Source organism: Rhodoferax sp. XS2R6 (assembly GCF_056521365.1).
The window spans coordinates 1,209,666-1,230,494 of sequence record NZ_JBWMAY010000001.1 but is presented as its reverse complement, the minus strand read 5'-3'; the positions used below and the strand labels follow the sequence as shown (position 1 = coordinate 1,230,494).

The following is a 20,829-nucleotide window of genomic DNA, read 5'->3' as shown; positions in this document are numbered from 1 at the left end:
ACCATAGCGACTTGGTACCACTCCTTCCCATCCCGAACAGGACAGTGAAACGAGTCAGCGCCGATGATAGTGCGGATTCCCGTGTGAAAGTAGGTCATCGTCAGGCTATTACAGTGAAGACACCCCGTCATTCGGCGGGGTGTTTTTTTTAGCGCTGCTTGCAGTTCTAAAAAAAGCAAAAATCTTTTGCTTGATTTGACAATGCTTCAAAAAGTGTGTCATAATTCAAGGCTTCGCTGATCACAGCAAAGCAAACGAAGTAAAGTAAAAAGTGCTTCAGATCATTAAAAATTTACAGCCGATAAGCGTGGGCGTTTGAAGGTAATTGCCAAGTTCTTTGGAACTAAGTCGCAAGACTTTAAACGCTCATGAAGTAAAAAAGATGTGAAAGTCAGAGATGATATTCACGTCGATTCCAATTTATGAGTTGCTCGAGAGAGCGAAAAATTCAAGATCGAACTATAGAGTTTGATCCTGGCTCAGATTGAACGCTGGCGGCATGCCTTACACATGCAAGTCGAACGGCAGCACGGGAGCAATCCTGGTGGCGAGTGGCGAACGGGTGAGTAATATATCGGAACGTGCCCAGTCGTGGGGGATAACGCAGCGAAAGCTGTGCTAATACCGCATACGATCTATGGATGAAAGCGGGGGATCGCAAGACCTCGCGCGATTGGAGCGGCCGATATCAGATTAGCTAGTTGGTGGGGTAAAGGCCCACCAAGGCGACGATCTGTAGCTGGTCTGAGAGGACGACCAGCCACACTGGAACTGAGACACGGTCCAGACTCCTACGGGAGGCAGCAGTGGGGAATTTTGGACAATGGGCGCAAGCCTGATCCAGCAATGCCGCGTGCAGGATGAAGGCCTTCGGGTTGTAAACTGCTTTTGTACGGAACGAAACGGCGAGCTCTAATAAAGTTTGCTAATGACGGTACCGTAAGAATAAGCACCGGCTAACTACGTGCCAGCAGCCGCGGTAATACGTAGGGTGCGAGCGTTAATCGGAATTACTGGGCGTAAAGCGTGCGCAGGCGGTTATATAAGACAGATGTGAAATCCCCGGGCTCAACCTGGGACCTGCATTTGTGACTGTATAGCTAGAGTACGGTAGAGGGGGATGGAATTCCGCGTGTAGCAGTGAAATGCGTAGATATGCGGAGGAACACCGATGGCGAAGGCAATCCCCTGGACCTGTACTGACGCTCATGCACGAAAGCGTGGGGAGCAAACAGGATTAGATACCCTGGTAGTCCACGCCCTAAACGATGTCAACTGGTTGTTGGGTCTTCACTGACTCAGTAACGAAGCTAACGCGTGAAGTTGACCGCCTGGGGAGTACGGCCGCAAGGTTGAAACTCAAAGGAATTGACGGGGACCCGCACAAGCGGTGGATGATGTGGTTTAATTCGATGCAACGCGAAAAACCTTACCCACCTTTGACATGTACGGAATTCGCCAGAGATGGCTTAGTGCTCGAAAGAGAACCGTAACACAGGTGCTGCATGGCTGTCGTCAGCTCGTGTCGTGAGATGTTGGGTTAAGTCCCGCAACGAGCGCAACCCTTGTCATTAGTTGCTACATTTAGTTGGGCACTCTAATGAGACTGCCGGTGACAAACCGGAGGAAGGTGGGGATGACGTCAAGTCCTCATGGCCCTTATAGGTGGGGCTACACACGTCATACAATGGCTGGTACAAAGGGTTGCCAACCCGCGAGGGGGAGCTAATCCCATAAAGCCAGTCGTAGTCCGGATCGCAGTCTGCAACTCGACTGCGTGAAGTCGGAATCGCTAGTAATCGTGGATCAGAATGTCACGGTGAATACGTTCCCGGGTCTTGTACACACCGCCCGTCACACCATGGGAGCGGGTTCTGCCAGAAGTAGTTAGCCTAACCGCAAGGAGGGCGATTACCACGGCAGGGTTCGTGACTGGGGTGAAGTCGTAACAAGGTAGCCGTATCGGAAGGTGCGGCTGGATCACCTCCTTTCTGGAAAACTGCAATTTAATTTGAACGCTCACACTTATCGGTTGTTGGAAGGTTGTCGCTAACGATCAAGCTTGCTTGGTCCAAAGTGACCGGCTTGGGTCTGTAGCTCAGTTGGTTAGAGCACCGTCTTGATAAGGCGGGGGTCGTTGGTTCGAGACCAACCAGACCCACCATCCCGTCCAATAGTCTATGACCATGGGGGATTAGCTCAGCTGGGAGAGCACCTGCTTTGCAAGCAGGGGGTCGTCGGTTCGATCCCGTCATCCTCCACCATTCAACGATACTTATTAAGTCAACACCAAAGTTGCTTTGAACCCTTAGGGGGTAAAGGCTGCTTTGTTGTTGATCAAGATCTCTTGATCAATCGGCTGTTCTTTAACAATTTATAGAGTTTAATCAGCGTTGCTAGCATATAAGCTGCGCAAGGAAACTGCACATTCGTAAAGGTTTAGTGCAGACCGTGCCTTGTGTAGTGGTTAGCAACATAATTTTGATTGCGTCAAAATGAATATCAAACTTCACGTTTGAATTCGAGTTATTCAAGTTAATTGAATACGGCATAACGCGTCAGGTGAAAGACCTGACAATATTCCTTGTAGATAATTTTGGTTTCGAAAGAAACGTCAAAGTTATAGGGTCAAGTGAATAAGAGCACATGGTGGATGCCTTGGCAATGATAGGCGACGAAGGACGTGATAGCCTGCGATAAGCTTCGGGGAGCTGGCAAATTAGCTTTGATCCGGAGATTTCCGAATGGGGAAACCCACCCTTTGGGGTATCGCATACTGAATACATAGGTATGCGAGGCGAACCGGGTGAACTGAAACATCTCAGTAGCTCGAGGAAAAGACATCAACCGAGATTCCGAAAGTAGTGGCGAGCGAAATCGGAGAAGCCTGCAAGTGATAGCACAAGACATAACGGAACAGCCTGGAAATGCTGGCCATAGCGGGTGATAGCCCCGTACGTGAAATGACCTGTGTGGTACTGAGCTTGCGACAAGTAGGGCGGGACACGAGAAATCCTGTCTGAATATGGGGGGACCATCCTCCAAGGCTAAATACTCATCATTGACCGATAGTGAACTAGTACCGTGAGGGAAAGGCGAAAAGAACCCCGGGAGGGGAGTGAAATAGATCCTGAAACCGTGTGCTTACAAAAAGTAGGAGCCCGCAAGGGTGACTGCGTACCTTTTGTATAATGGGTCAGCGACTTACATTCAGTGGCAAGGTTAACCGAATAGGGAAGCCGTAGAGAAATCGAGTCCGAATAGGGCGTCTAGTCGCTGGGTGTAGACCCGAAACCAAGTGATCTATCCATGGCCAGGATGAAGGTGCCGTAACAGGTACTGGAGGTCCGAACCGACTAGTGTTGCAAAACTAGCGGATGAGCTGTGGATAGGGGTGAAAGGCTAAACAAACTTGGAAATAGCTGGTTCTCTCCGAAAACTATTTAGGTAGTGCCTCAAGTATTACCTGCGGGGGTAGAGCACTGTTTTGGCTAGGGGGTCATGGCGACTTACCAAACCAATGCAAACTCCGAATACCGCAGAGTACAGCTTGGGAGACAGAGCACCGGGTGCTAACGTCCGGACTCAAGAGGGAAACAACCCAGACCGCCAGCTAAGGTCCCTAAAATTGGCTAAGTGGGAAACGAAGTGGGAAGGCTAAAACAGTCAGGATGTTGGCTTAGAAGCAGCCATCATTTAAAGAAAGCGTAATAGCTCACTGATCGAGTCGTCCTGCGCGGAAGATGTAACGGGGCTAAGCCAGTTACCGAAGCTGCGGATTTGCAATTTATTGCAAGTGGTAGGAGAGCGTTCTGTAAGCCTGTGAAGGTGCGTTGTAAAGCGTGCTGGAGGTATCAGAAGTGCGAATGCTGACATGAGTAGCGTTAAAGGGGGTGAAAAGCCCCCTCGCCGTAAGCGCAAGGTTTTCTACGCAACGTTCATCGGCGTAGAGTGAGTCGGCCCCTAAGGCGAGGCAGAGATGCGTAGCTGATGGGAAACAGGTCAATATTCCTGTACCGATGTATAGTGCGATGTGGGGACGGAGAAGGTTAACTCAGCCAACTGTTGGACATGTTGGTTCAAGCTTGTAGTCGTGCCTGGTAGGCAAATCCGCCGGGCTTAGATGAGGAGTGATAACGAGTCTGCTTGCAGACGAAGTGAGTGATACCCTGCTTCCAGGAAAAGCCACTAAGCTTCAGCTATACACGACCGTACCGCAAACCGACACTGGTGCGCGAGATGAGTATTCTAAGGCGCTTGAGAGAACTCGGGAGAAGGAACTCGGCAAATTGACACCGTAACTTCGGAAGAAGGTGTGCCTTTAGTAGGTGAAGTCCCTTGCGGATGGAGCCCAATGAGGTTGCAAAAAATCGGTGGCTGCGACTGTTTATTAAAAACACAGCACTCTGCAAACACGAAAGTGGACGTATAGGGTGTGACGCCTGCCCGGTGCTGGAAGATTAAATGATGGGGTGCAAGCTCTTGATTGAAGTCCCAGTAAACGGCGGCCGTAACTATAACGGTCCTAAGGTAGCGAAATTCCTTGTCGGGTAAGTTCCGACCTGCACGAATGGCGTAACGATGGCCACACTGTCTCCTCCCGAGACTCAGCGAAGTTGAAATGTTTGTGATGATGCAATCTCCCCGCGGAAAGACGGAAAGACCCCATGAACCTTTACTGTAGCTTTGTATTGGACTTTGAACAGATCTGTGTAGGATAGGTGGGAGGCTTTGAAGCGGTGCCGCTAGGTATCGTGGAGCCAACGTTGAAATACCACCCTGGTGTGTTTGAGGTTCTAACCTAGGTCCATTATCTGGATCGGGGACAGTGCATGGTAGGCAGTTTGACTGGGGCGGTCTCCTCCCAAAGCGTAACGGAGGAGTTCGAAGGTACGCTAGTTACGGTCGGACATCGTGACGATAGTGCAATGGCATAAGCGTGCTTAACTGCGAGACTGACAAGTCGAGCAGATGCGAAAGCAGGACATAGTGATCCGGTGGTTCTGTATGGAAGGGCCATCGCTCAACGGATAAAAGGTACTCTGGGGATAACAGGCTGATACCGCCCAAGAGTTCATATCGACGGCGGTGTTTGGCACCTCGATGTCGGCTCATCTCATCCTGGGGCTGTAGCCGGTCCCAAGGGTATGGCTGTTCGCCATTTAAAGAGGTACGTGAGCTGGGTTTAAAACGTCGTGAGACAGTTTGGTCCCTATCTTCCGTGGGCGCTGCAGATTTGAGGAAGCCTGCTCCTAGTACGAGAGGACCGGAGTGGACACACCTCTGGTGTATCGGTTGTCACGCCAGTGGCATTGCCGAGTAGCTAAGTGTGGAAGAGATAACCGCTGAAAGCATCTAAGCGGGAAACTCGTTTCAAGATGAGATCTGCCGGGGCCTTGAGCCCCCTAAAGAGTCGTTCAAGACCAGGACGTTGATAGGTCAGGTGTGGAAGCGCAGTAATGCGTTAAGCTAACTGATACTAATTGCTCGTGCGGCTTGACCCTATAACTTTGATTCACGAAAGTGTCTCAAGGAAGTTATGCCAAGTTGACGCATTCAAAATCCTACCCGTGTGCAACACCGGTAGGTGTCGTAAAAGACAAAAGCTGATTAGCTCTATAAATTGGTTGTGCAGACCCTAGGTCTGTGCGACAAAAAGTTATGCCTGACGACCATAGCGACTTGGTACCACTCCTTCCCATCCCGAACAGGACAGTGAAACGAGTCAGCGCCGATGATAGTGCGGATTCCCGTGTGAAAGTAGGTCATCGTCAGGCTATTACAGTGAGAAAAGCCCCACCTAACTAGGTGGGGCTTTTTTTTGTTTTGCATTTTGAGATCGGCATCCGGCGTATGTGAGGCTGTTCTCTCACAGCCGCCAGATATACCCATGCTTGTTTACTTTTCCGTGCGCAATTGGCGCCGGAGGATCTTGCCCACATTGGATTTGGGCAGTTCATCCCTGAATTCGATGTACTTGGGACGTTTGTACCCAGTGAGGTTACTTTTACAGTAGCGCAACACATCAGATTCGGACAGTGTCGAGGCACTGCGGACGATGAAGACCTTAATGGCCTCTCCCTGCTTGGCGTCAGGAATACCAATCGCCGCACATTCCAGCACACCGTCGCACAGGGAAATGACGTTCTCCAGTTCAGAGGGGAATACGTTGAAGCCGCTGACCAGAATCATGTCCTTGATACGGTCGACGATACGTGTGTAGCCGCGCTCGTCCATGATGCCAACGTCGCCTGTGCGCAGAAAGCCATCTGCCGTAAAGGCCTTGGCGTTTTCGTCGGGCTGTTGGTAGTAGCCTGGCATCACATTCGGGCCCCGAATGCAGATCTCGCCGGACGCGCCCGGAGGCAAGGAGTTGCCCGCTTCATCTTTGATGGCAATGTCGATACTGGGCAGTGGCAGGCCAATGGTGCCCGAGAAAGTGGGGGTGTCGACCGGGTTGTTGGTACCCATGGCGCAGGTTTCGCTCATGCCCCAACCTTCCACCATCGGGCACCCCGTGGTTTCCAGCCAGTGTTTGGCGGTGCCCTCCGATGCCGCCATGCCGCCAGCCTGGGAAACGCAGAGACTTCCGAAATCGATTGTCTTGAATTGCGGGTGCTGCAGCAATGCGTTGAACAACGTGTTGACCGCGGGCAGCATATGGAATGGGCGTTTTTTCAGAACATCCACGAACTTGGAGAAGTCACGCGGATTGGGTACCAAGGTCATGTGCGCACCCAGCCGGATGGTGAGCATGCACAGATTCAGCGCGAAGATGTGATACAGCGGGAGCGCCGCAATGAGGTTCAGTTTGCTGGCATCACCAATGCGCTGTAGCGCGGGGCTGAACCACGCCTCAGACTGCAAGATGGCCGCGACGATGTTGCGGTGGGTGAGCACGGCGCCCTTGGACAGGCCGGTGGTTCCTCCAGTGTACTGCAAAAAGGCGATCGAGTCCAACCCGACGGACGCAGGTTTCAACGCCATTTTTGTGCCCTCTGCGAGGCAGCGGTTGAAGGCTGTGATGGTTCGCCCCGGTGTAAGTGCGATTTGGTAGGCCGGCACCATCTTGGCCAAATGCCGTACGGCAAAGGTCAGCCAAGACCCGTACCAAAAACCCAGCAAATCGCCCATGGATGCAACCACCACGTGTTGGACCTGGGTGCGGTCAATCACCTCTTCCAGCGTGTGTGCAAAGTTTTCCAGAATGATGATGGCTTCAGAACCCGAGTCTTTGAGCTGGTGTTCCAGTTCGCGCGCGGTGTACAGCGGGTTGACGTTGACGCAGGTGTAGCCCGCACGCAGGATCGCGGCCATGCTGACGGCAAACTGGGGCACGTTGGGCATCATCAAGGCAACCCGTGCGCCGGGTGCTAGCCCCTTGTTTTGCAACCAGGCGCCCAGGGTTGTGGACAGTTCATCCAACTCCCCATAACTCATCCAGCGATCCATACACACCGAAAAGGGGCGTTTGGCGTTCGCTTTGAATGCGTCCTCCAGCAGATGGTTGAGCGAACGGAATGTTTCAGGGTTCACTGTATGGGGAACACCCTCGGGATAACTCTTCAGCCAAAATTTGTCCATGGTCTCTCCTCTGCGTGTGATTGTGCGCAAAGGTTTTGACTGGGCTCACAGGGCTTTTCCTAGGCAGGTCTCCAAATCGGTCTCACACGCGACACGGGGCGCGTGAAACAGGGCGTCGATCCAGGTGGTCTCGCGCTCGCGGATCGTGTCTAGAAATGCCTGGGCGTCGCGCCCCTTGCCGCCCATGCTGGCAAACGTATCAAAACCCGTTTCCAGAAACGACTGCAAGGAATGCAGGCCCGCAGCTTTGGCGGGGCCGCGCATCATGCGCAACGTCAGGCGCAGCCCTTTGGTGCGGGTGAGCCGGCCCAGTTCGTGACCAATGTTCAGCACGGATTGCAGTTGCCCCAGCCGGACGGCGGGTGTAGCGACTGCGCGCCAGCTGCGCAGGTAGCGTGTGCTGTCCAGCGTCGGGCCCGCAGGCCCACCATCCAGCAGCAGAGACTGCGCCATCTCCACATCCAGAGACTCCGTCAAGGCGTGCAACTGGGCCAACGCAACCGCCGTGGCCACGACTTGGCTGGGAAAAAAGGTTTGCAAGGCACCTGCGATGCGCGCAAACTGCGCGTCCCGGTCCGAAAAGTCGCGCTCCCCGTACAACTCGTCGAGGAAAAAACGGGTCGGCGCCGCAAAAGTGCTGGATTGCAGAAGATCTTGGTAGGTACCCGCAAACCGCCGGGCCTGAAACCGCTTGGTTGCTAGCAACGTCCGCTGCAGTGGGGCAGATTCTGCTACCTGTGCACGCAAGGTCGCAACGCAGGACAAAGACTGGCGAATCGAGTGGGCGGCGTCCATGGAAGGGGCGTGGTGCAAAGTGCGGAGCATCCACCATACACGCAGCCGCTGGTCGGGCGGGTTGAGAAACCTAGTGAAATTGAGGTGAGAAACCTAGGGAAAACCCTTATAGTCATGCCATGGTTGATACAAAAACGCTGATCAGAGCTTCGTTCGAGGCTGGACGGGAGTTTTTGCGGCCGCCTGCCGAGCGGGAGCATGCGACAGAGACCCGACCGGCGCCGGCGCTGGTGCCTATTCGGTCGCTAGGCGAAAACCACCGGGAGCGCATTGCCCAACACCTCTTGGCCTTAGCGCCGCATGACCGTTACCTGCGCTTTGGCCACTGGACCCAGGACGAACAAATCCAACGGTATGTGGCGTCCCTGGACTTTGAGCGCGACGAGATTTTTGGTATCTACAACCGTAAGCTGGAATTGATTGCGGTGGCCCACTTGGCCTATGCCAAAGACCAACAGCACGACAGTTGTGCCGAGTTTGGTGTCTCTGTGCTGACCAGTGCGCGGGGACGCGGTTACGGCGCGCGCCTGTTTGACCGCGCCGCCATGCATGCGACCAACGATGGCGTCAGTTTGATGTTCATCCATGCGCTGAGTGAGAACGCGGCCATGCTCAAGATTGCCCGCAACGCCGGTGCCAGGGTCGAGCGCGATGGCTCGGAATCCGAAGCCTACCTGCGACTGCCCCCTGCGTCGCTGGACTCGCGGGTCACCGAAATGATTGAAGAGCAGATAGCACAGACCGACTACCGGCTCAAATCGCAAGCCAAAAGCTTCTGGAGCTTTCTGGCCGACCTGCAGGAAATCCGCCGTGATGTCATTGACGCCAACCAGCGCAGTTCTCCCTGACTTCCAAATCCGCTATCCTTAGCGCTCCGCAACCACGGCAGTTTCTGCCCCCATCGAGTGTCCGACCCCCATCCTGCGCGCCTGTCTGAAAAAGAAGACAAGCGCACCTTCCTCCAAAAACTGGCCGAATTCATCCACCCTGGACCGGATTCCACCGCCGAGCTGATCGAAACGCTGGCGGAGGCGGAGGACAACAACATCATTGGGGCGGAATCCCGGGTCATGCTCGAAGGCGTGATCCGCATGGCCGATATGACCGCCGGCGACGTGATGGTGCCCGCCACGCGCATGGACCTGCTCAACATCCTGGAACCCCTGGACAGCCTGTTGCACACCGTGATCGACACTGCGCACTCGCGTTTTCCGGTGTTCGAGGGCGAGCGTGAAAACATCATTGGCATCCTGATGGCCAAAGACCTGCTCAAGCTGCAGCGGGCACCCGAGCTCAACATCCGGGCCTTGCTGCGCCCGGCGGCCTTTGTTCCAGAGTCCAAAGGTTTGAACGACTTGCTGCGTGAATTTCGCGGCAACCGCAACCACCTGGCAATCGTGATTGATGAGTTTGGCCGCGTGGCCGGACTCATCACCATTGAGGACGTGTTGGAGCAAATCGTTGGCGAGATTGAGGACGAATTCGACATTCCCGAAGACGAGGGCGACATCTTCGCCCTGGCCGATCGCACCTACCGCGTCAGCGGCGACACGCCGCTGGAGCGTGTGAACGACGCTTTTTCGGTCTCCCTCGCGGGCTCTGACCCGGAAGACCACTTTGACACCATTGGCGGCCTGATTGCCCACGAGATGGGTCACGTGCCCAAACGCGGCGAACGCCACACCCTGGGTGGGCTGAACTTTCTGGTGCTGCACACCAAGGGTGGTGCGGTCAAGTGGTTCAAGGTGTCGCCTGCCACCGACACCGCAGCGGCGTGACCGCAGGGGCCTTGCGCTTCGCTGGGGCGCCTGCCGCACCCGCATCTCGGATCTGGTTTGCTATTGTATTCATAGCTGCTTGCGCACAATCCACGGGGGCTGCATGGCCTTTTGATGCTGTTTTTAGCCGCGGCGCTACGCTTTGGTGGCTGCAGCTGCTGGCCCAAGCTGCCTTTGTGGTGGCGCTGTTGCGTGCCCCCACTGCGCGTGCGGCGGCGGGCTTGGCCTGGGGTTTTGCCACCGTGTGGCTCAGCACCACCTTCTGGTGGCTGTTCATCGCCTTGCATACCTACGGCGGGCTACCCGCTGTGCTGGCTGGTTTCGCCATCGTTGCGCTGGCGGCGGCGCTCGGGCTGTATTACGCCATTGCGGGCTGGTTGTTCTGGCGCTGGCGCCATGCGCCTCCCGCCATGCTGGCCCTGGGTTTTGCCGCTTTGTGGACCATGGCCGAATTGGCCCGTGGCACTTGGCTCACCGGCTTTGGCTGGGGCGCGGTGGGTTACGCACACCTCGATGGCCCCTTGGCTTGGTATCTGCCCTGGCTGGGCAGTTATGGCGTGGGCTGGCTGGCGGCGTTTGGTGCGGCCACGCTGGCGCTGCTGTGGCGCAGAGGGGTTGCCAACGCCGTGCTGCTGGCGGGCCTGCTGGCGCTGCCACTCGTGGTGCCGCCTGTTTGGAACCAGTGGACCCAGGCCAGCGGTAGCCTGAGCGTGACGCTGCTGCAGGGCAATATTCCGCAGGACGAGAAGTTCGAGTCTGGCAGCGGTGTGCCCCTGGCGCTGCGCTGGTATGCCGAACAACTGCTGGCCAGCCAGACCGACCTGGTGGTGGCACCAGAAACCGCCGTGCCCCTGCTGCCGCAGCAGTTGCCAGACGGTTACTGGGCCACCTTGCAACAGCGTTTTGCCAGCGGCAAGTCCGCGGCGTTGGTGGGTATTCCGCTGGGTAGTTATGCGCAGGGTTACACCAACTCGGTGCTGGGTCTGGCACCCGGACAGACGGCACCTTGGCGCTACGACAAACACCACCTGGTGCCGTTTGGCGAGTTCATCCCGCCGCTGTTCAAGTGGTTCACGCGCATGATGAACATCCCGCTGGGTGACTTCAATCGCGGGCCGCTGGGCCAGCCGTCCCTGTCGGTGGCGGGTGAGCGTGTGGCGGCCAATATTTGTTACGAAGACTTGTATGGCGAGGAGCTGGCTAGCCGCTTTGCGGATGCCGCGCTGGCGCCCACCGTGTTTGCCAACGTGAGCAACCTGGGCTGGTTCAACGACTCGATTGCACTGGACCAGCACCTCAATATCTCGCGCGCCCGGGCGCTGGAGTTTCAGCGCTCCTTTGTGCGGGCCACCAACACCGGCGCCACCGCAATCCTGGACCACCAGGCCGTGGTGCAAAAAGCCCTGCCCGCGCGCACCCGCGGTGTGCTGGTGGGCGAGGTGCAGGGCCGCACCGGGGTGACACCGTTTGCCTGGTGGGCGGCGCGCTTTGGTCTGTGGCCACTGTGGGTGGTCTGCCTGCTGTTGGCCACCGCGGCCTGGCGCTTGGGCCGACACACGCGTTGAGGGCCTGCAGCCCCGTAAAATGCGGGGTTTACTCGAACGAACGTTCTTGCCACGGCACCCTGCCGCGCACCCGCCCACGCACCATGCTTACTTTTCAGCAAATCATTTTGAAACTGCAGTCCTATTGGGCTGACCAGGGCTGCGCCCTGTTGCAACCCTATGACATGGAAGTGGGCGCCGGCACCTCGCACACCGCAACCTTTTTGCGCGCCATTGGTCCTGAGCCTTGGAAGGCCGCCTATGTGCAGCCTAGCCGCCGCCCCAAGGATGGCCGCTACGGCGAGAACCCCAACCGCCTGCAGCACTACTACCAGTACCAGGTGGTGCTCAAGCCCGCGCCCAGCAACATCCTGGAGCTGTACCTGGGTTCGCTTGAAGCGCTGGGCTTTGACCTGAAGAAAAATGACATCCGTTTTGTCGAAGACGACTGGGAAAACCCCACGCTGGGTGCCTGGGGCCTAGGCTGGGAAGTCTGGCTCAACGGTATGGAAGTGACGCAGTTTACCTACTTCCAGCAGGTGGGCGGCATCGACTGCAAACCCGCCACGGGCGAGATCACCTACGGGCTGGAACGCTTGGCCATGTACCTGCAGGGCGTGGACAACGTCTACAACCTGACCTGGACCGAGGGCCTGAGCTATGGCGACGTCTACAAACAAAATGAGGTGGAACAGTCCACCTACAACTTCGAACACAGCGACGCCGATTTTCTGTTCACCGCGTTTAACGCGCACGAAAAACAGGCCAAGCATTTGATCGAAGCGCAACTGGCCCTGCCCGCCTACGAGCAGGTGCTCAAGGCCGCGCACAGCTTCAACCTGCTGGATGCACGTGGCGCCATCAGCGTGACCGAGCGCGCGGCCTACATCGGCCGCATCCGCAACCTGGCGCGCAGCGTGGCGCAAAGTTATTACGAGAGCCGTGAGCGCCTGGGTTTCCCCATGGCGCCGCGTGAGTGGGTGGAACAGATGACCCAGTTGACCAAGAAGGCCGCGTGAGAGACATGAGTATGACTAGCAAAAACCTTCTCGTTGAGCTGTTTGTGGAAGAGCTGCCTCCCAAGGCGTTGAAAAAGCTGGGCGAGGCGTTTTCCTCGGTGTTGGCGGATTCGCTGAAAGCCCAAGGCCTGGCCGCTGCCGATGCGGCGGTGACCCACTTTGCATCGCCCCGCCGTCTGGCTGTGCATGTCACTGCCGTGGCTGCGCACGCTGCAGACAAAGCCGTGTCGCAAAAGCTGATGCCGGTTGCTGTGGGTCTGGATGCGGCTGGAAACGCAACCCCCGCATTGCTGAAGAAGCTGCAAGCCTTGGGTGCCGACGCATCTGCGGTGAGCGGTCTGAAGCGCGCGCCCGATGGCAAAGCCGAGGCGCTGTTTTATGACAGTACGGTCAAAGGCGCCACGCTGGCCGAAGGCCTGCAAAAGGCGCTGCTCGACGCGATTGCCAAGCTGCCCATTCCCAAGGTCATGACCTACCAGTTGGAAAGCGGCTGTGAGCTGCCGGGCTGGAGTAGTGTGAGTTTTGTGCGCCCCGCGCACAGCCTGATGGCCTTACACGGCGCCGACGTGGTGCCGGTGCAAGCCCTGGGGCTGCATTCTGGCAACAGCACCCAAGGCCACCGCTTTGAGGCGGCCGTGTCGCCCGTGGTGATTGCGGATGCTGATGCCTATGCCGCCGTGCTGGCCATGGATGGTGCCGTGATTGCCAGCTTCGCCGACCGCCGCGCTGAGATCGTGCGCCAACTGGCCGCTGCGGCAGCCAAAGTGGGCGGTGGTTGCAAGCCCATCGACGACGACGCGCTGCTGGACGAAGTGACCGCCTTGGTTGAGCGTCCCAATGTACTGATCTGCGAGTTTGAAACCCAGTTTTTGGACGTGCCGCAAGAGTGCCTGATCCTCACCATGAAGGCCAACCAGAAGTACTTTCCGTTGCTGGACGCGAACAACAAACTCACCAACAAGTTTTTGGTGGTGAGCAACATCAACCCCGAAGACACGAGCTTCGTGATCGGTGGCAACGAGCGCGTGGTGCGCCCGCGTCTGGCCGATGCCAAGTTCTTCTTTGACCAAGACCGCAAGAAGACGCTGGCGTCGCGTGTCGAAGGTCTGGGCAAGGTGGTGTACCACAACAAGCTGGGCACGCAGGGCGAACGTGTGGAGCGTGTGCGTGCGATTGCCAAGGCGATAGCGGCCCAACTCGGCGATGCCACGCTGGTGGCGCAAGCCGACCAGGCCGCGCAACTGGCCAAGACGGACTTGGTGACCGACATGGTGGGCGAGTTCCCAGAGTTGCAAGGCATCATGGGCGGCTACTACGCGCTCAACGACGGCCTGCCTGCCGCGGTGGCCCATGCCATTGAAGACCACTACAAACCCCGTTTCGCAGGCGACGCTTTGCCGCGTAACGACGTGGGCGTGGTGGTCGCGCTGGCCGACAAGCTGGAAACCCTGGTGGGCATGTTTGGCATTGGCAACTTGCCGACGGGTGACAAAGATCCGTTCGCGCTGCGCCGCCATGCGTTGGGCGTGATTCGCATGTTGGTAGAGCAAGCGCTGCCTCTGAATTTGGACCATTTGCTGTCGATGGCTTCTAAAGCTTTCGCCAATTGGTTGGCGACTCAGGGGGGCGATGCTGAAGTCAAATTTGGATACAACATGGTGGAGCTCGCTTCATTCATCTTCGACCGCCTCGCCGGCTCACTGCGCGAGCAGGGCTATAGCGCGCAAGAAGTGGATGCCGTGCTGGCCTTGCGCCCCCAGCGCCTGGGCGATGTGGCCAAGCGCCTCGCCGCCGTGCGGGCCTTCGCGGCCTTGCCCGAAGCCCCTGCACTGGCTGCCGCCAACAAACGCGTAGGCAACATCCTCAAGAAGGTCGAAGGCGAAGTACCAACCGGTATCAATCCTGCCTTGCTGGTCGAACCCGCCGAGAAAGCCCTGGCTGACGCTCTAAAAATCGTAGCGCCTGCCGCAGACGCAGCCTGGGTTGCAGGCAATTACGCTGCCAACTTACAAGCCCTAGCTGCCCTGAAGGCGCCGGTGGATGCGTTCTTCGATGGCGTGATGGTGAATGCCGAAGACCCCGCGCTCAAGGCCAACCGCCTGGGCCTGTTGGCGACTTTGCATGCCGCGATGAACCGTGTGGCCGACCTCTCCAAGCTGGCTGCCTGATGCGCCCCCACGCTCCACCGTTGCACGGGTCGCTGCCCCCCAGGGGGGCTAGCCAGCCTTGGGGCGGCCCGGCGGCTGGCTGTTTCTCGTTGAAAAGGTCTCTATGAAACTCTGCGTCCTCGACCGCGACGGCACCATCAACATCGACAGCGCGGAGTTCGTCAAATCGCCCCATGAGTGGCGGCCCTTGCCGGGTGCGCTGGAAGCCATTGCCAAGCTCAACCACGCGGGCTGGCATGTGGTGGTGGCGACCAACCAGAGTGGTCTGGGGCGTGGCCTGTTTGACGTGGTGGCGCTCAACGCCATGCACGCCAAGATGCACACCATGCTGGCGGCCGTGGGTGGCAAGGTGGACGCGATCTTTTACTGCCCGCATGCGCCCGACGACAACTGCCACTGCCGCAAGCCCGAGTCGGGGCTGTTTGAACAGATTGGCGAACGTTTTGGGGTGGACCTCAAAGGGATGCCCGCCGTGGGCGACTCGGCGCGCGACCTGATTGCCGGCGCCGCCGTGGGCTGTGTGCCGCACCTGGTGTTGACCGGCAAGGCCGCGGCCTACAAGGGGCGCGAGCTGCCCGAGAGTTTTCCCGCAGGCACCATCGTGCACGACGACCTGGCTGCGTTCGCGGACCACCTGGTGGCACAGGCATGAGTGGCATGCCGCCTGTGCCAAACCTGGGGCAACCGTCCCGCCCCAACTGGCTGATGGCGGTGCTGCGCTCCTGCTTGCACATGCTGTGGATGCTGGTCACGGTCATGCCCTGGGGCATCATCATGCTGGTGGCGTCCCTCCGCGTGCGCGGCAAGCCGCTGTGGTGGATGGCGGTGCGCTGGCTGGGCTGGGCCATTGGCGGCGCGCGCGTGCTGCTGGGCATCCGCACCCACGTGATTGGCTGGGAGAACCTGCCCACGGGCGATACGGCGCCGGCCATTCTGTTGGTCAAGCACCAGTCCACCTTCGAGACCTTTTTGATGCCCACGCTGATGCCACACCCGCTGGCCTACGTGTTCAAAAAAGAGCTGCTCTACGTGCCCTTTTTCGGCTGGGCCATGGGCCGGCTGGACATGATCCACATCGACCGCAGCCAGCGCAACGAATCGTTTGCCAAGGTGGTGGCACAGGGCAAGCGCCTGCTGGCGCAGGGCATTTGGGTCATCATGTTTCCCGAGGGCACGCGCATTCCACGTGGCCAGACCGGCACCTACAAACTGGGCGGCACCCGCCTGGCCGTGGCCACCGGCGCGCCCGTCATTCCGGTGGCGGTGACCAGCGCTAAGTGCTGGCCGCGCAAGGCTTTTATCAAGACGCCCGGTGTGGTCGAGGTGTCGATTGGCAAACCCATTCCCAGCGAGGGGCGCGAGCCCAAAGAGCTGATGGAAGAGGTGCAGGCCTGGATCGAAGCCGAGATGCGCCGCCTGGACCCCGAGGCCTACGCGCCGCAGCGTTAGCGCCTGCCCGGCCTACCCAGCGCCATGCATCCGCTGCTACGCTATACGCGCGATCTTTTTGAGCCTTTTGGAGCTGTAGCCCCCGTAGATACTGCGCAAGAAGCTCCTAAAAAAGTAGCAAATCCGCTACCCAATCAGCCCTTTGTGGCCGGCCAACCGCTGCACAACGCCATTGCCCCGGTCAACTACGCGCACCCCAAGGCCAACCGCGAGGTGCGGCTGGACGGTGCCGTGGTGGCCTACGCCTTTGCGCGCGGCAAGCGCCGCACCATCGGGTTTGTGGTGGGGCCCGACGGCCTGAGCGTGCGCGCGCCACGCTGGACACCGCTGGGTGAGGTGGATGCCGCGCTACAGGAAAAATCAGGCTGGATTCTGCGCAAACTGGACGAGACGCGCGAGCGCCAGACCCGCCAGGAGCATGCGCAGGTGCTGTGGCAAGAGGGCGCGGTGATTCCTTACCTTGGCAGTTCCATCCGCATCGTGCTGGACGGCGGCCATGGTTTTGCCGCCAAGGGCGCACAACTGGACGAAGCGGCACAGAACGATGGTGTCACTACGCTGCGCATCGCCCTGCCGCATACCGCCACCGAGGCGCAGATCCGCGATGCCGTGCAGGCCTGGCTTATGCGCCAGGCCAAGGCCAATTTTGTAGAGCGGCTGGACCACTATGCGCCCCAGTTGCAGGTGCGCTGGGCCAAGTTGAGCCTGAGCAATGCCGGTACCCGCTGGGGCAGTGCCAAGAGCGATGGTTCCATCCGCCTGAACTGGCGCCTGATCCACTTCCGCCAAGCCGTGATCGACTACGTTGTGGCCCACGAGTTGAGCCACCTGCGCGTGATGGACCACAGCCCCCGCTTCTGGGACACCGTGCGTTCTGTGGTGCCGGATTATGCGGAGTTGCGCGGCAGCCTCAAGGACCCGGCGATTCCGAAGTGGTGAGGCCGGTGCGCCACACCGTGTGCGTCAGTGCCTAAGGCGCCTGAAAGCAGTCGATTCGTCTGCTAAATTCACGAGCGCTTCTATTCACACAATACAGGGAGGAAAAAATGAAGTACTGGATATGTGCGGCCGTGATTTTTCTGGCGCTTGGTAGCAATGGGGTTGGCGCTGAAGACTTGTTTCCCAGTGGGACTGCGCGCAAGGTTGCCCAGTTTTCTGCGTTGCCAGCAGGGACCACCATAGGCGGTTACCCGTTGTATACCGGGGGACTCACGTGGTATTTGTTGGGCCATGAAACCGCTGACACCAATCTGGATGTACGGATATTGAGTGCATCCATGCGCAGTCTCAAGGATGGCGATTTTTTTGCAGACATGTACGTCACTGCGTCTTCGAGTGGAGCCACGGGAGATGGGTATTTCACAGCGGATCTGTGCAGTCTCGGCAAGTCGCATTTGTACATGCAAAACAAATCTGCAGGCAAGAATGACAATTGCATGTTCATCGACCCCCATGTGGTCAAGATGCAAACGGGTGAGGCGACCTTGCTCTTCATCAAGATTAGAAATTCGCAGTCCAGTGCGCGTTTGTATGACCTGAGTATTTTGGTCAATCCGGACAAACTCGGATTCCTTGCGACCAAGGTGGCGGACTGGAGCTCAAGTGCGATAGCCGGCGACTCCAAAAAGCAGCAGGCCGTGGATAAGCTGGTGGTCTGGGCCAAACTGCTGCAAGACGGGGTGAACAAAGCGATTGCGTTTTCCCGGCCACAGGATGCGTTCAGCGGAGTGCCCGATATGCAGACCTTGTCGGTAACGACCGAATAAATGGGCGTTCCGTTGGCGGTGGTGGAATGATCCGATCGGACTATCACCGCTGCCATGGTCTTGTTTCATGCACTTTGGCTCCTAGAATCGTGCAGCCCTCGTCTAGGGCCAACATTTTTGGGAGCAAGACATATGAAAAATATCAAACAGCTGGTCGCAGTCATTTGCCTTGGCGCAGCCTCCATTGTCAACGCGTCGGTGCTTACGTTCACCGATCGCAATGCATGGATCGCGGCCGTCAATGGCTCGTTCAATGAGCTCACCTTCGATTCCGCCAGCACGCCGGGTCTGTCCATTACTGAGATCGGTAGCGGCCATTCCAGTGGTATCAGCGGTGGCGTGTACCACGATCGTGTAGTGCGCGATGACTCTTTCACCACGTATACCTTTGCGAACGCTGTGTATGCCGTGGGCGCGAACTGGGATCTGACTCCTGGTGGCGCCGGCCAAGGCTTGCAGCTGTTTGCCGGATCTGAGGCCATCACGCCTCAGATCGCCAATTCCTACACTGGGCAGTTTTTCGGTTTTGTCTCCACCAATGCCTTTACCTCCTTCTCCGTGAAGGCGGGGTCTGACGGCGGTATTGCAGAAACCCATGACGTAGACAACTTGTTGTTTGCCGCAGCGGTACCCGAGCCAGAAACCTACGCCATGCTGTTGAGCGGCTTGTGTGCGATTGGCGTGGCCCGCCGCCGCAAGGCCAAAGCCAAGTAAGCGGACCACGCTTCACAAAAAAAGCACCCACGGGTGCTTTTTTTGTGTCTGCACACTGCGTTGTCAGCGCACCGTGCTCGCATCCTGTCCAAACAAAATCTTCTTCGCCGCTTCGTCCATGCCCGGGTTGCGGATGCCCTCGGCAATCGCGTAGGCGCGGGCGGTGGCAGGGCGCGCCGCCACGCGGGCAAACCAGGCGGCCAGGTGGGGGAAGTCTTCCAGCTTCTGGCCCTGGCGCTCGTAGGGGACGATCCAGGGGTAGCTGGCCATGTCGGCAATGCTGTACTCGCCCGCAATGTAGTCGCGGCCATCGCTCAGTTGCTTGTTCAGCACGCCGTACAGGCGTGAGGTTTCTTTGGTGTAGCGCTCCATGGCGTAGGGCAGCTTTTCGGGCGCGTACTGGTTGAAGTGGTGGTTCTGCCCGGCCATGGGGCCCAGGCCACCCATCTGCCAGAACAACCACTGCAGCGCCACGTTGCGCCCCCGCAGATCCTGCGGCACAAAGCGGCTGATCTTGTCGGCCAGGTAGAGCAGGATCGCGCCGGATTCGAACATCGGGATCGGTGCGCCGCCGTCGGCGGGTGACTGGTCCACGATGGCGGGAATGCGGTTGTTGGGCGCGATGGCGAGAAACTCGGGCTGGAACTGCTCGCCGCGGCCGATGTTGATGGTGTGCAGCTGGTAGGGCAGGCCCGCCTCTTCCAGAAACATCGTGATCTTGTGGCCGTTGGGCGTGGTCCAGTAGTACAGGTCAATCATGCAAGGCGCTCCTCTGTGAAGAGCTGGCACCTTAGCGGAATTCAGGAAACCCTGCTCGCCACGGAAAACCGCAACACCCCATCGGGGCTGCGGGTGCGCTGCAGCTGCCCCGCGTACCAGAGCGCATGCAGGTGGGCCACAGATTCGCCCAGCGCAAAGGTGGTCTGGTGGAAGTCCATGGCGCGGGTGAACAGTACGGGAATGATGTCGGCCGCGCTGCAGGGCTGCTGGCTGCATGCGTCCAGCACCTTGTCCAGGTGGGCACGGTGGTGGTCGTGCAACTGCTGGATGCGTTCGTGCAGGCCGGTAAAGGGTTTGCCGTGCGCCGGTAACACCAGCGTGGATTCGGGCAGGGGACGGAACTTGTCGATGGAACCCAGGAACAGGGCCAGCGCATCGGCCTCAGACTCGGATTCGTAGACGCTGACGTTGGTCGAAATACGCGGCAGCATCATGTCGCCGCCTATCAGCACGTTCAGGCTTTCGCAGTACAGCGCCATGTGCTCGGGCGCGTGGCCGTAGCCGCTGATGCAGCGCCAGGTGTGGGCGCCAATGCGCAGGGGCTGGCCATCCAGCAGGCGGTGGTAGTCGTCAGGTACCGAGGGCACCAGGGTGGTGAAGTAGTCGCGCCGGTTCAGCAATTTGGACTGGGTTTCTGCATCGTTGAGCCCATGCTGTGCGAAGAAGGCCGCCGTGCGCGCGCCGCCAAAGCTGGTCGGCGCCAAGCAAGCCAGGCGAGCCACCTGGTAGTCTAGGCCGCTGATCCACAAGCGGCATTCATGAGCCCCCACGCTTGCGTCTTCGCCGCTGCGCTTCCCCCCATGGGGGCTGGTCGCCGCTTGGGGCGGCCCGGCGCTGCGACCACTCCACCGCTCGCACAACCAGTGCGCCAGTCCAATGTGGTCGGGGTGCATGTGGGTGACGATGACGCGCAGGATGGGCAGGCCTTCCAGCTCGTGGGCGAAGATATCTTCCCACTGGGCCTTGGCTTCGTCGCGGTGGATGCAGGTGTCCACCACGCTCCAGCCCTGAATCTTCCCGTTCTCGCCGTCGATCTCGTCGCGCAGCAGCCAGAGGTTGATGTGGTTCAGCGCAAATGGCAGTGCCATGCGAATCCACTTGATGCCCGGTGCCACCGCTATGCAACGGCCGCTCTCGGGCAGGGCGTCGCCCAGGGGGTAGTGCAGGCGCTGTTCCAGGTCGTTCATAAGCCCCAATCGTTTTGCTTCATAATTGACGTTTACGTAAACGTC

General features: G+C 58.3%; 14 protein-coding genes, 2 tRNA genes and 4 rRNA genes. 16 read left to right on the top strand and 4 right to left on the bottom strand.

What is annotated here, in order from left to right:
* The 6 genes from rrf (AC097A_RS05910) to rrf (AC097A_RS05885) all read left to right on the top strand — a co-directional run bounded on the left by rrf (AC097A_RS05910) (nt 1) and on the right by rrf (AC097A_RS05885) (nt 5,777).
* Nucleotides 1-106, top strand: a 5S ribosomal RNA gene (rrf, locus tag AC097A_RS05910).
* Between the two features lie 350 nt (nt 107-456).
* Nucleotides 457-1,991: ribosomal RNA gene (locus AC097A_RS05905) — 16S ribosomal RNA — on the top strand.
* 96 nt (nt 1,992-2,087) lie between these two features.
* A tRNA-Ile gene (locus AC097A_RS05900) sits at nt 2,088-2,164 on the top strand.
* A gap of 24 nt (nt 2,165-2,188) precedes the next feature.
* A tRNA-Ala gene (locus AC097A_RS05895) sits at nt 2,189-2,264 on the top strand.
* A 362-nt stretch (nt 2,265-2,626) separates the two neighbouring features.
* Nucleotides 2,627-5,504: ribosomal RNA gene (locus AC097A_RS05890) — 23S ribosomal RNA — on the top strand.
* 160 nt (nt 5,505-5,664) lie between these two features.
* Nucleotides 5,665-5,777: ribosomal RNA gene (gene rrf / locus AC097A_RS05885) — 5S ribosomal RNA — on the top strand.
* Together the 16S, 23S and 5S rRNA genes with 2 tRNA genes alongside form the textbook arrangement of a ribosomal RNA operon.
* 121 nt (nt 5,778-5,898) lie before the next feature.
* Here the strand turns inward: rrf (AC097A_RS05885) and AC097A_RS05880 are convergent.
* Together AC097A_RS05880 and AC097A_RS05875 are read right to left on the bottom strand one after the other, a co-directional pair.
* The gene (locus AC097A_RS05880; RefSeq protein WP_479620115.1) at nt 5,899-7,584 is read right to left on the bottom strand and encodes an AMP-binding protein; all 1,686 of its coding nucleotides are present in this window, start codon (nt 7,582-7,584) and stop codon (nt 5,899-5,901) included.
* A 45-nt stretch (nt 7,585-7,629) separates the two neighbouring features.
* A complete protein-coding gene (locus AC097A_RS05875) occupies nt 7,630-8,379 on the bottom strand; it encodes an FFLEELY motif protein (RefSeq protein ID WP_479620114.1) in 750 nt (249 codons plus the stop codon).
* Nucleotides 8,380-8,498: 119 nt separating this feature from the next.
* Here AC097A_RS05875 and AC097A_RS05870 point away from each other — a divergent pair, with 119 nt between their 5' ends.
* The 10 genes from AC097A_RS05870 to AC097A_RS05825 all read left to right on the top strand — a co-directional run bounded on the left by AC097A_RS05870 (nt 8,499) and on the right by AC097A_RS05825 (nt 18,817).
* Nucleotides 8,499-9,227 (top strand): GNAT family N-acetyltransferase, encoded by a 729-nt coding sequence (locus AC097A_RS05870; protein ID WP_315496089.1) that lies wholly within the window; start codon nt 8,499-8,501, stop codon nt 9,225-9,227.
* A gap of 57 nt (nt 9,228-9,284) precedes the next feature.
* Entirely contained in the window at nt 9,285-10,157 is an 873-nt protein-coding gene (locus AC097A_RS05865; protein ID WP_479620113.1) for an HlyC/CorC family transporter, read from the top strand.
* Entirely contained in the window at nt 10,154-11,722 is a 1,569-nt protein-coding gene (gene lnt, locus AC097A_RS05860; RefSeq protein WP_479620112.1) for an apolipoprotein N-acyltransferase, read from the top strand. The genes AC097A_RS05865 and lnt overlap by 4 nt, the downstream gene beginning before the upstream one ends.
* A gap of 83 nt (nt 11,723-11,805) precedes the next feature.
* Nucleotides 11,806-12,720, top strand: a complete 915-nt coding sequence (gene glyQ, locus AC097A_RS05855) for a glycine--tRNA ligase subunit alpha (RefSeq protein ID WP_296470560.1) — start codon at nt 11,806-11,808, stop codon at nt 12,718-12,720.
* 11 nt (nt 12,721-12,731) lie between these two features.
* On the top strand, nt 12,732-14,888 hold the full coding sequence (glyS, locus tag AC097A_RS05850) for a glycine--tRNA ligase subunit beta (RefSeq protein WP_479620111.1): 2,157 nt from the start codon (nt 12,732-12,734) through the stop codon (nt 14,886-14,888).
* A gap of 103 nt (nt 14,889-14,991) precedes the next feature.
* Nucleotides 14,992-15,540: a D-glycero-beta-D-manno-heptose 1,7-bisphosphate 7-phosphatase gene (gene gmhB, locus AC097A_RS05845; RefSeq protein WP_479620110.1), complete on the top strand. Its 549-nt coding sequence runs from the start codon at nt 14,992-14,994 to the stop codon at nt 15,538-15,540.
* A gap of 53 nt (nt 15,541-15,593) precedes the next feature.
* Nucleotides 15,594-16,337, top strand: coding sequence for a lysophospholipid acyltransferase family protein (locus AC097A_RS05840; protein ID WP_479620204.1), 744 nt, complete (start codon nt 15,594-15,596; stop codon nt 16,335-16,337).
* Nucleotides 16,338-16,361: 24 nt separating this feature from the next.
* Nucleotides 16,362-17,276, top strand: a complete 915-nt coding sequence (locus AC097A_RS05835) for a M48 family metallopeptidase (protein WP_479620109.1) — start codon at nt 16,362-16,364, stop codon at nt 17,274-17,276.
* A 107-nt stretch (nt 17,277-17,383) separates the two neighbouring features.
* Nucleotides 17,384-18,103, top strand: a complete 720-nt coding sequence (locus AC097A_RS05830; protein WP_479620108.1) for a hypothetical protein — start codon at nt 17,384-17,386, stop codon at nt 18,101-18,103.
* Nucleotides 18,104-18,235: 132 nt separating this feature from the next.
* Nucleotides 18,236-18,817, top strand: coding sequence for a PEP-CTERM sorting domain-containing protein (locus AC097A_RS05825; RefSeq protein WP_479620107.1), 582 nt, complete (start codon nt 18,236-18,238; stop codon nt 18,815-18,817).
* A gap of 63 nt (nt 18,818-18,880) precedes the next feature.
* Here AC097A_RS05825 and AC097A_RS05820 read toward each other — a convergent pair whose 3' ends face one another.
* Nucleotides 18,881-19,576 carry a glutathione binding-like protein gene (locus tag AC097A_RS05820; RefSeq protein WP_479620106.1) on the bottom strand — a complete coding sequence of 232 codons (696 nt, stop codon included), beginning with the start codon at nt 19,574-19,576 and terminating at the stop codon, nt 18,881-18,883.
* Nucleotides 19,577-19,617: 41 nt separating this feature from the next.
* Complete coding sequence (locus tag AC097A_RS05815) at nt 19,618-20,784, bottom strand: MBL fold metallo-hydrolase (RefSeq protein ID WP_479620105.1); 1,167 nt, start codon at nt 20,782-20,784, stop codon at nt 19,618-19,620.
* Nucleotides 20,785-20,829 lie beyond the last annotated feature (45 nt).

Coding starts and splice junctions, on each gene's coding strand:
- AC097A_RS05880 (WP_479620115.1), bottom strand. CDS start 7,584: ATGGACAAATTTTGGCTGAAGAGTTATCCCGAGGGTGTTCCCCATACA.
- AC097A_RS05875 (WP_479620114.1), bottom strand. CDS start 8,379: ATGGACGCCGCCCACTCGATTCGCCAGTCTTTGTCCTGCGTTGCGACC.
- AC097A_RS05870 (WP_315496089.1), top strand. CDS start 8,499: ATGGTTGATACAAAAACGCTGATCAGAGCTTCGTTCGAGGCTGGACGG.
- glyQ (WP_296470560.1), top strand. CDS start 11,806: ATGCTTACTTTTCAGCAAATCATTTTGAAACTGCAGTCCTATTGGGCT.
- glyS (WP_479620111.1), top strand. CDS start 12,732: ATGACTAGCAAAAACCTTCTCGTTGAGCTGTTTGTGGAAGAGCTGCCT.
- gmhB (WP_479620110.1), top strand. CDS start 14,992: ATGAAACTCTGCGTCCTCGACCGCGACGGCACCATCAACATCGACAGC.
- AC097A_RS05840 (WP_479620204.1), top strand. CDS start 15,594: ATGGCGGTGCTGCGCTCCTGCTTGCACATGCTGTGGATGCTGGTCACG.
- AC097A_RS05835 (WP_479620109.1), top strand. CDS start 16,362: ATGCATCCGCTGCTACGCTATACGCGCGATCTTTTTGAGCCTTTTGGA.
- AC097A_RS05830 (WP_479620108.1), top strand. CDS start 17,384: ATGAAGTACTGGATATGTGCGGCCGTGATTTTTCTGGCGCTTGGTAGC.
- AC097A_RS05825 (WP_479620107.1), top strand. CDS start 18,236: ATGAAAAATATCAAACAGCTGGTCGCAGTCATTTGCCTTGGCGCAGCC.
- AC097A_RS05820 (WP_479620106.1), bottom strand. CDS start 19,576: ATGATTGACCTGTACTACTGGACCACGCCCAACGGCCACAAGATCACG.
- AC097A_RS05815 (WP_479620105.1), bottom strand. CDS start 20,784: ATGAACGACCTGGAACAGCGCCTGCACTACCCCCTGGGCGACGCCCTG.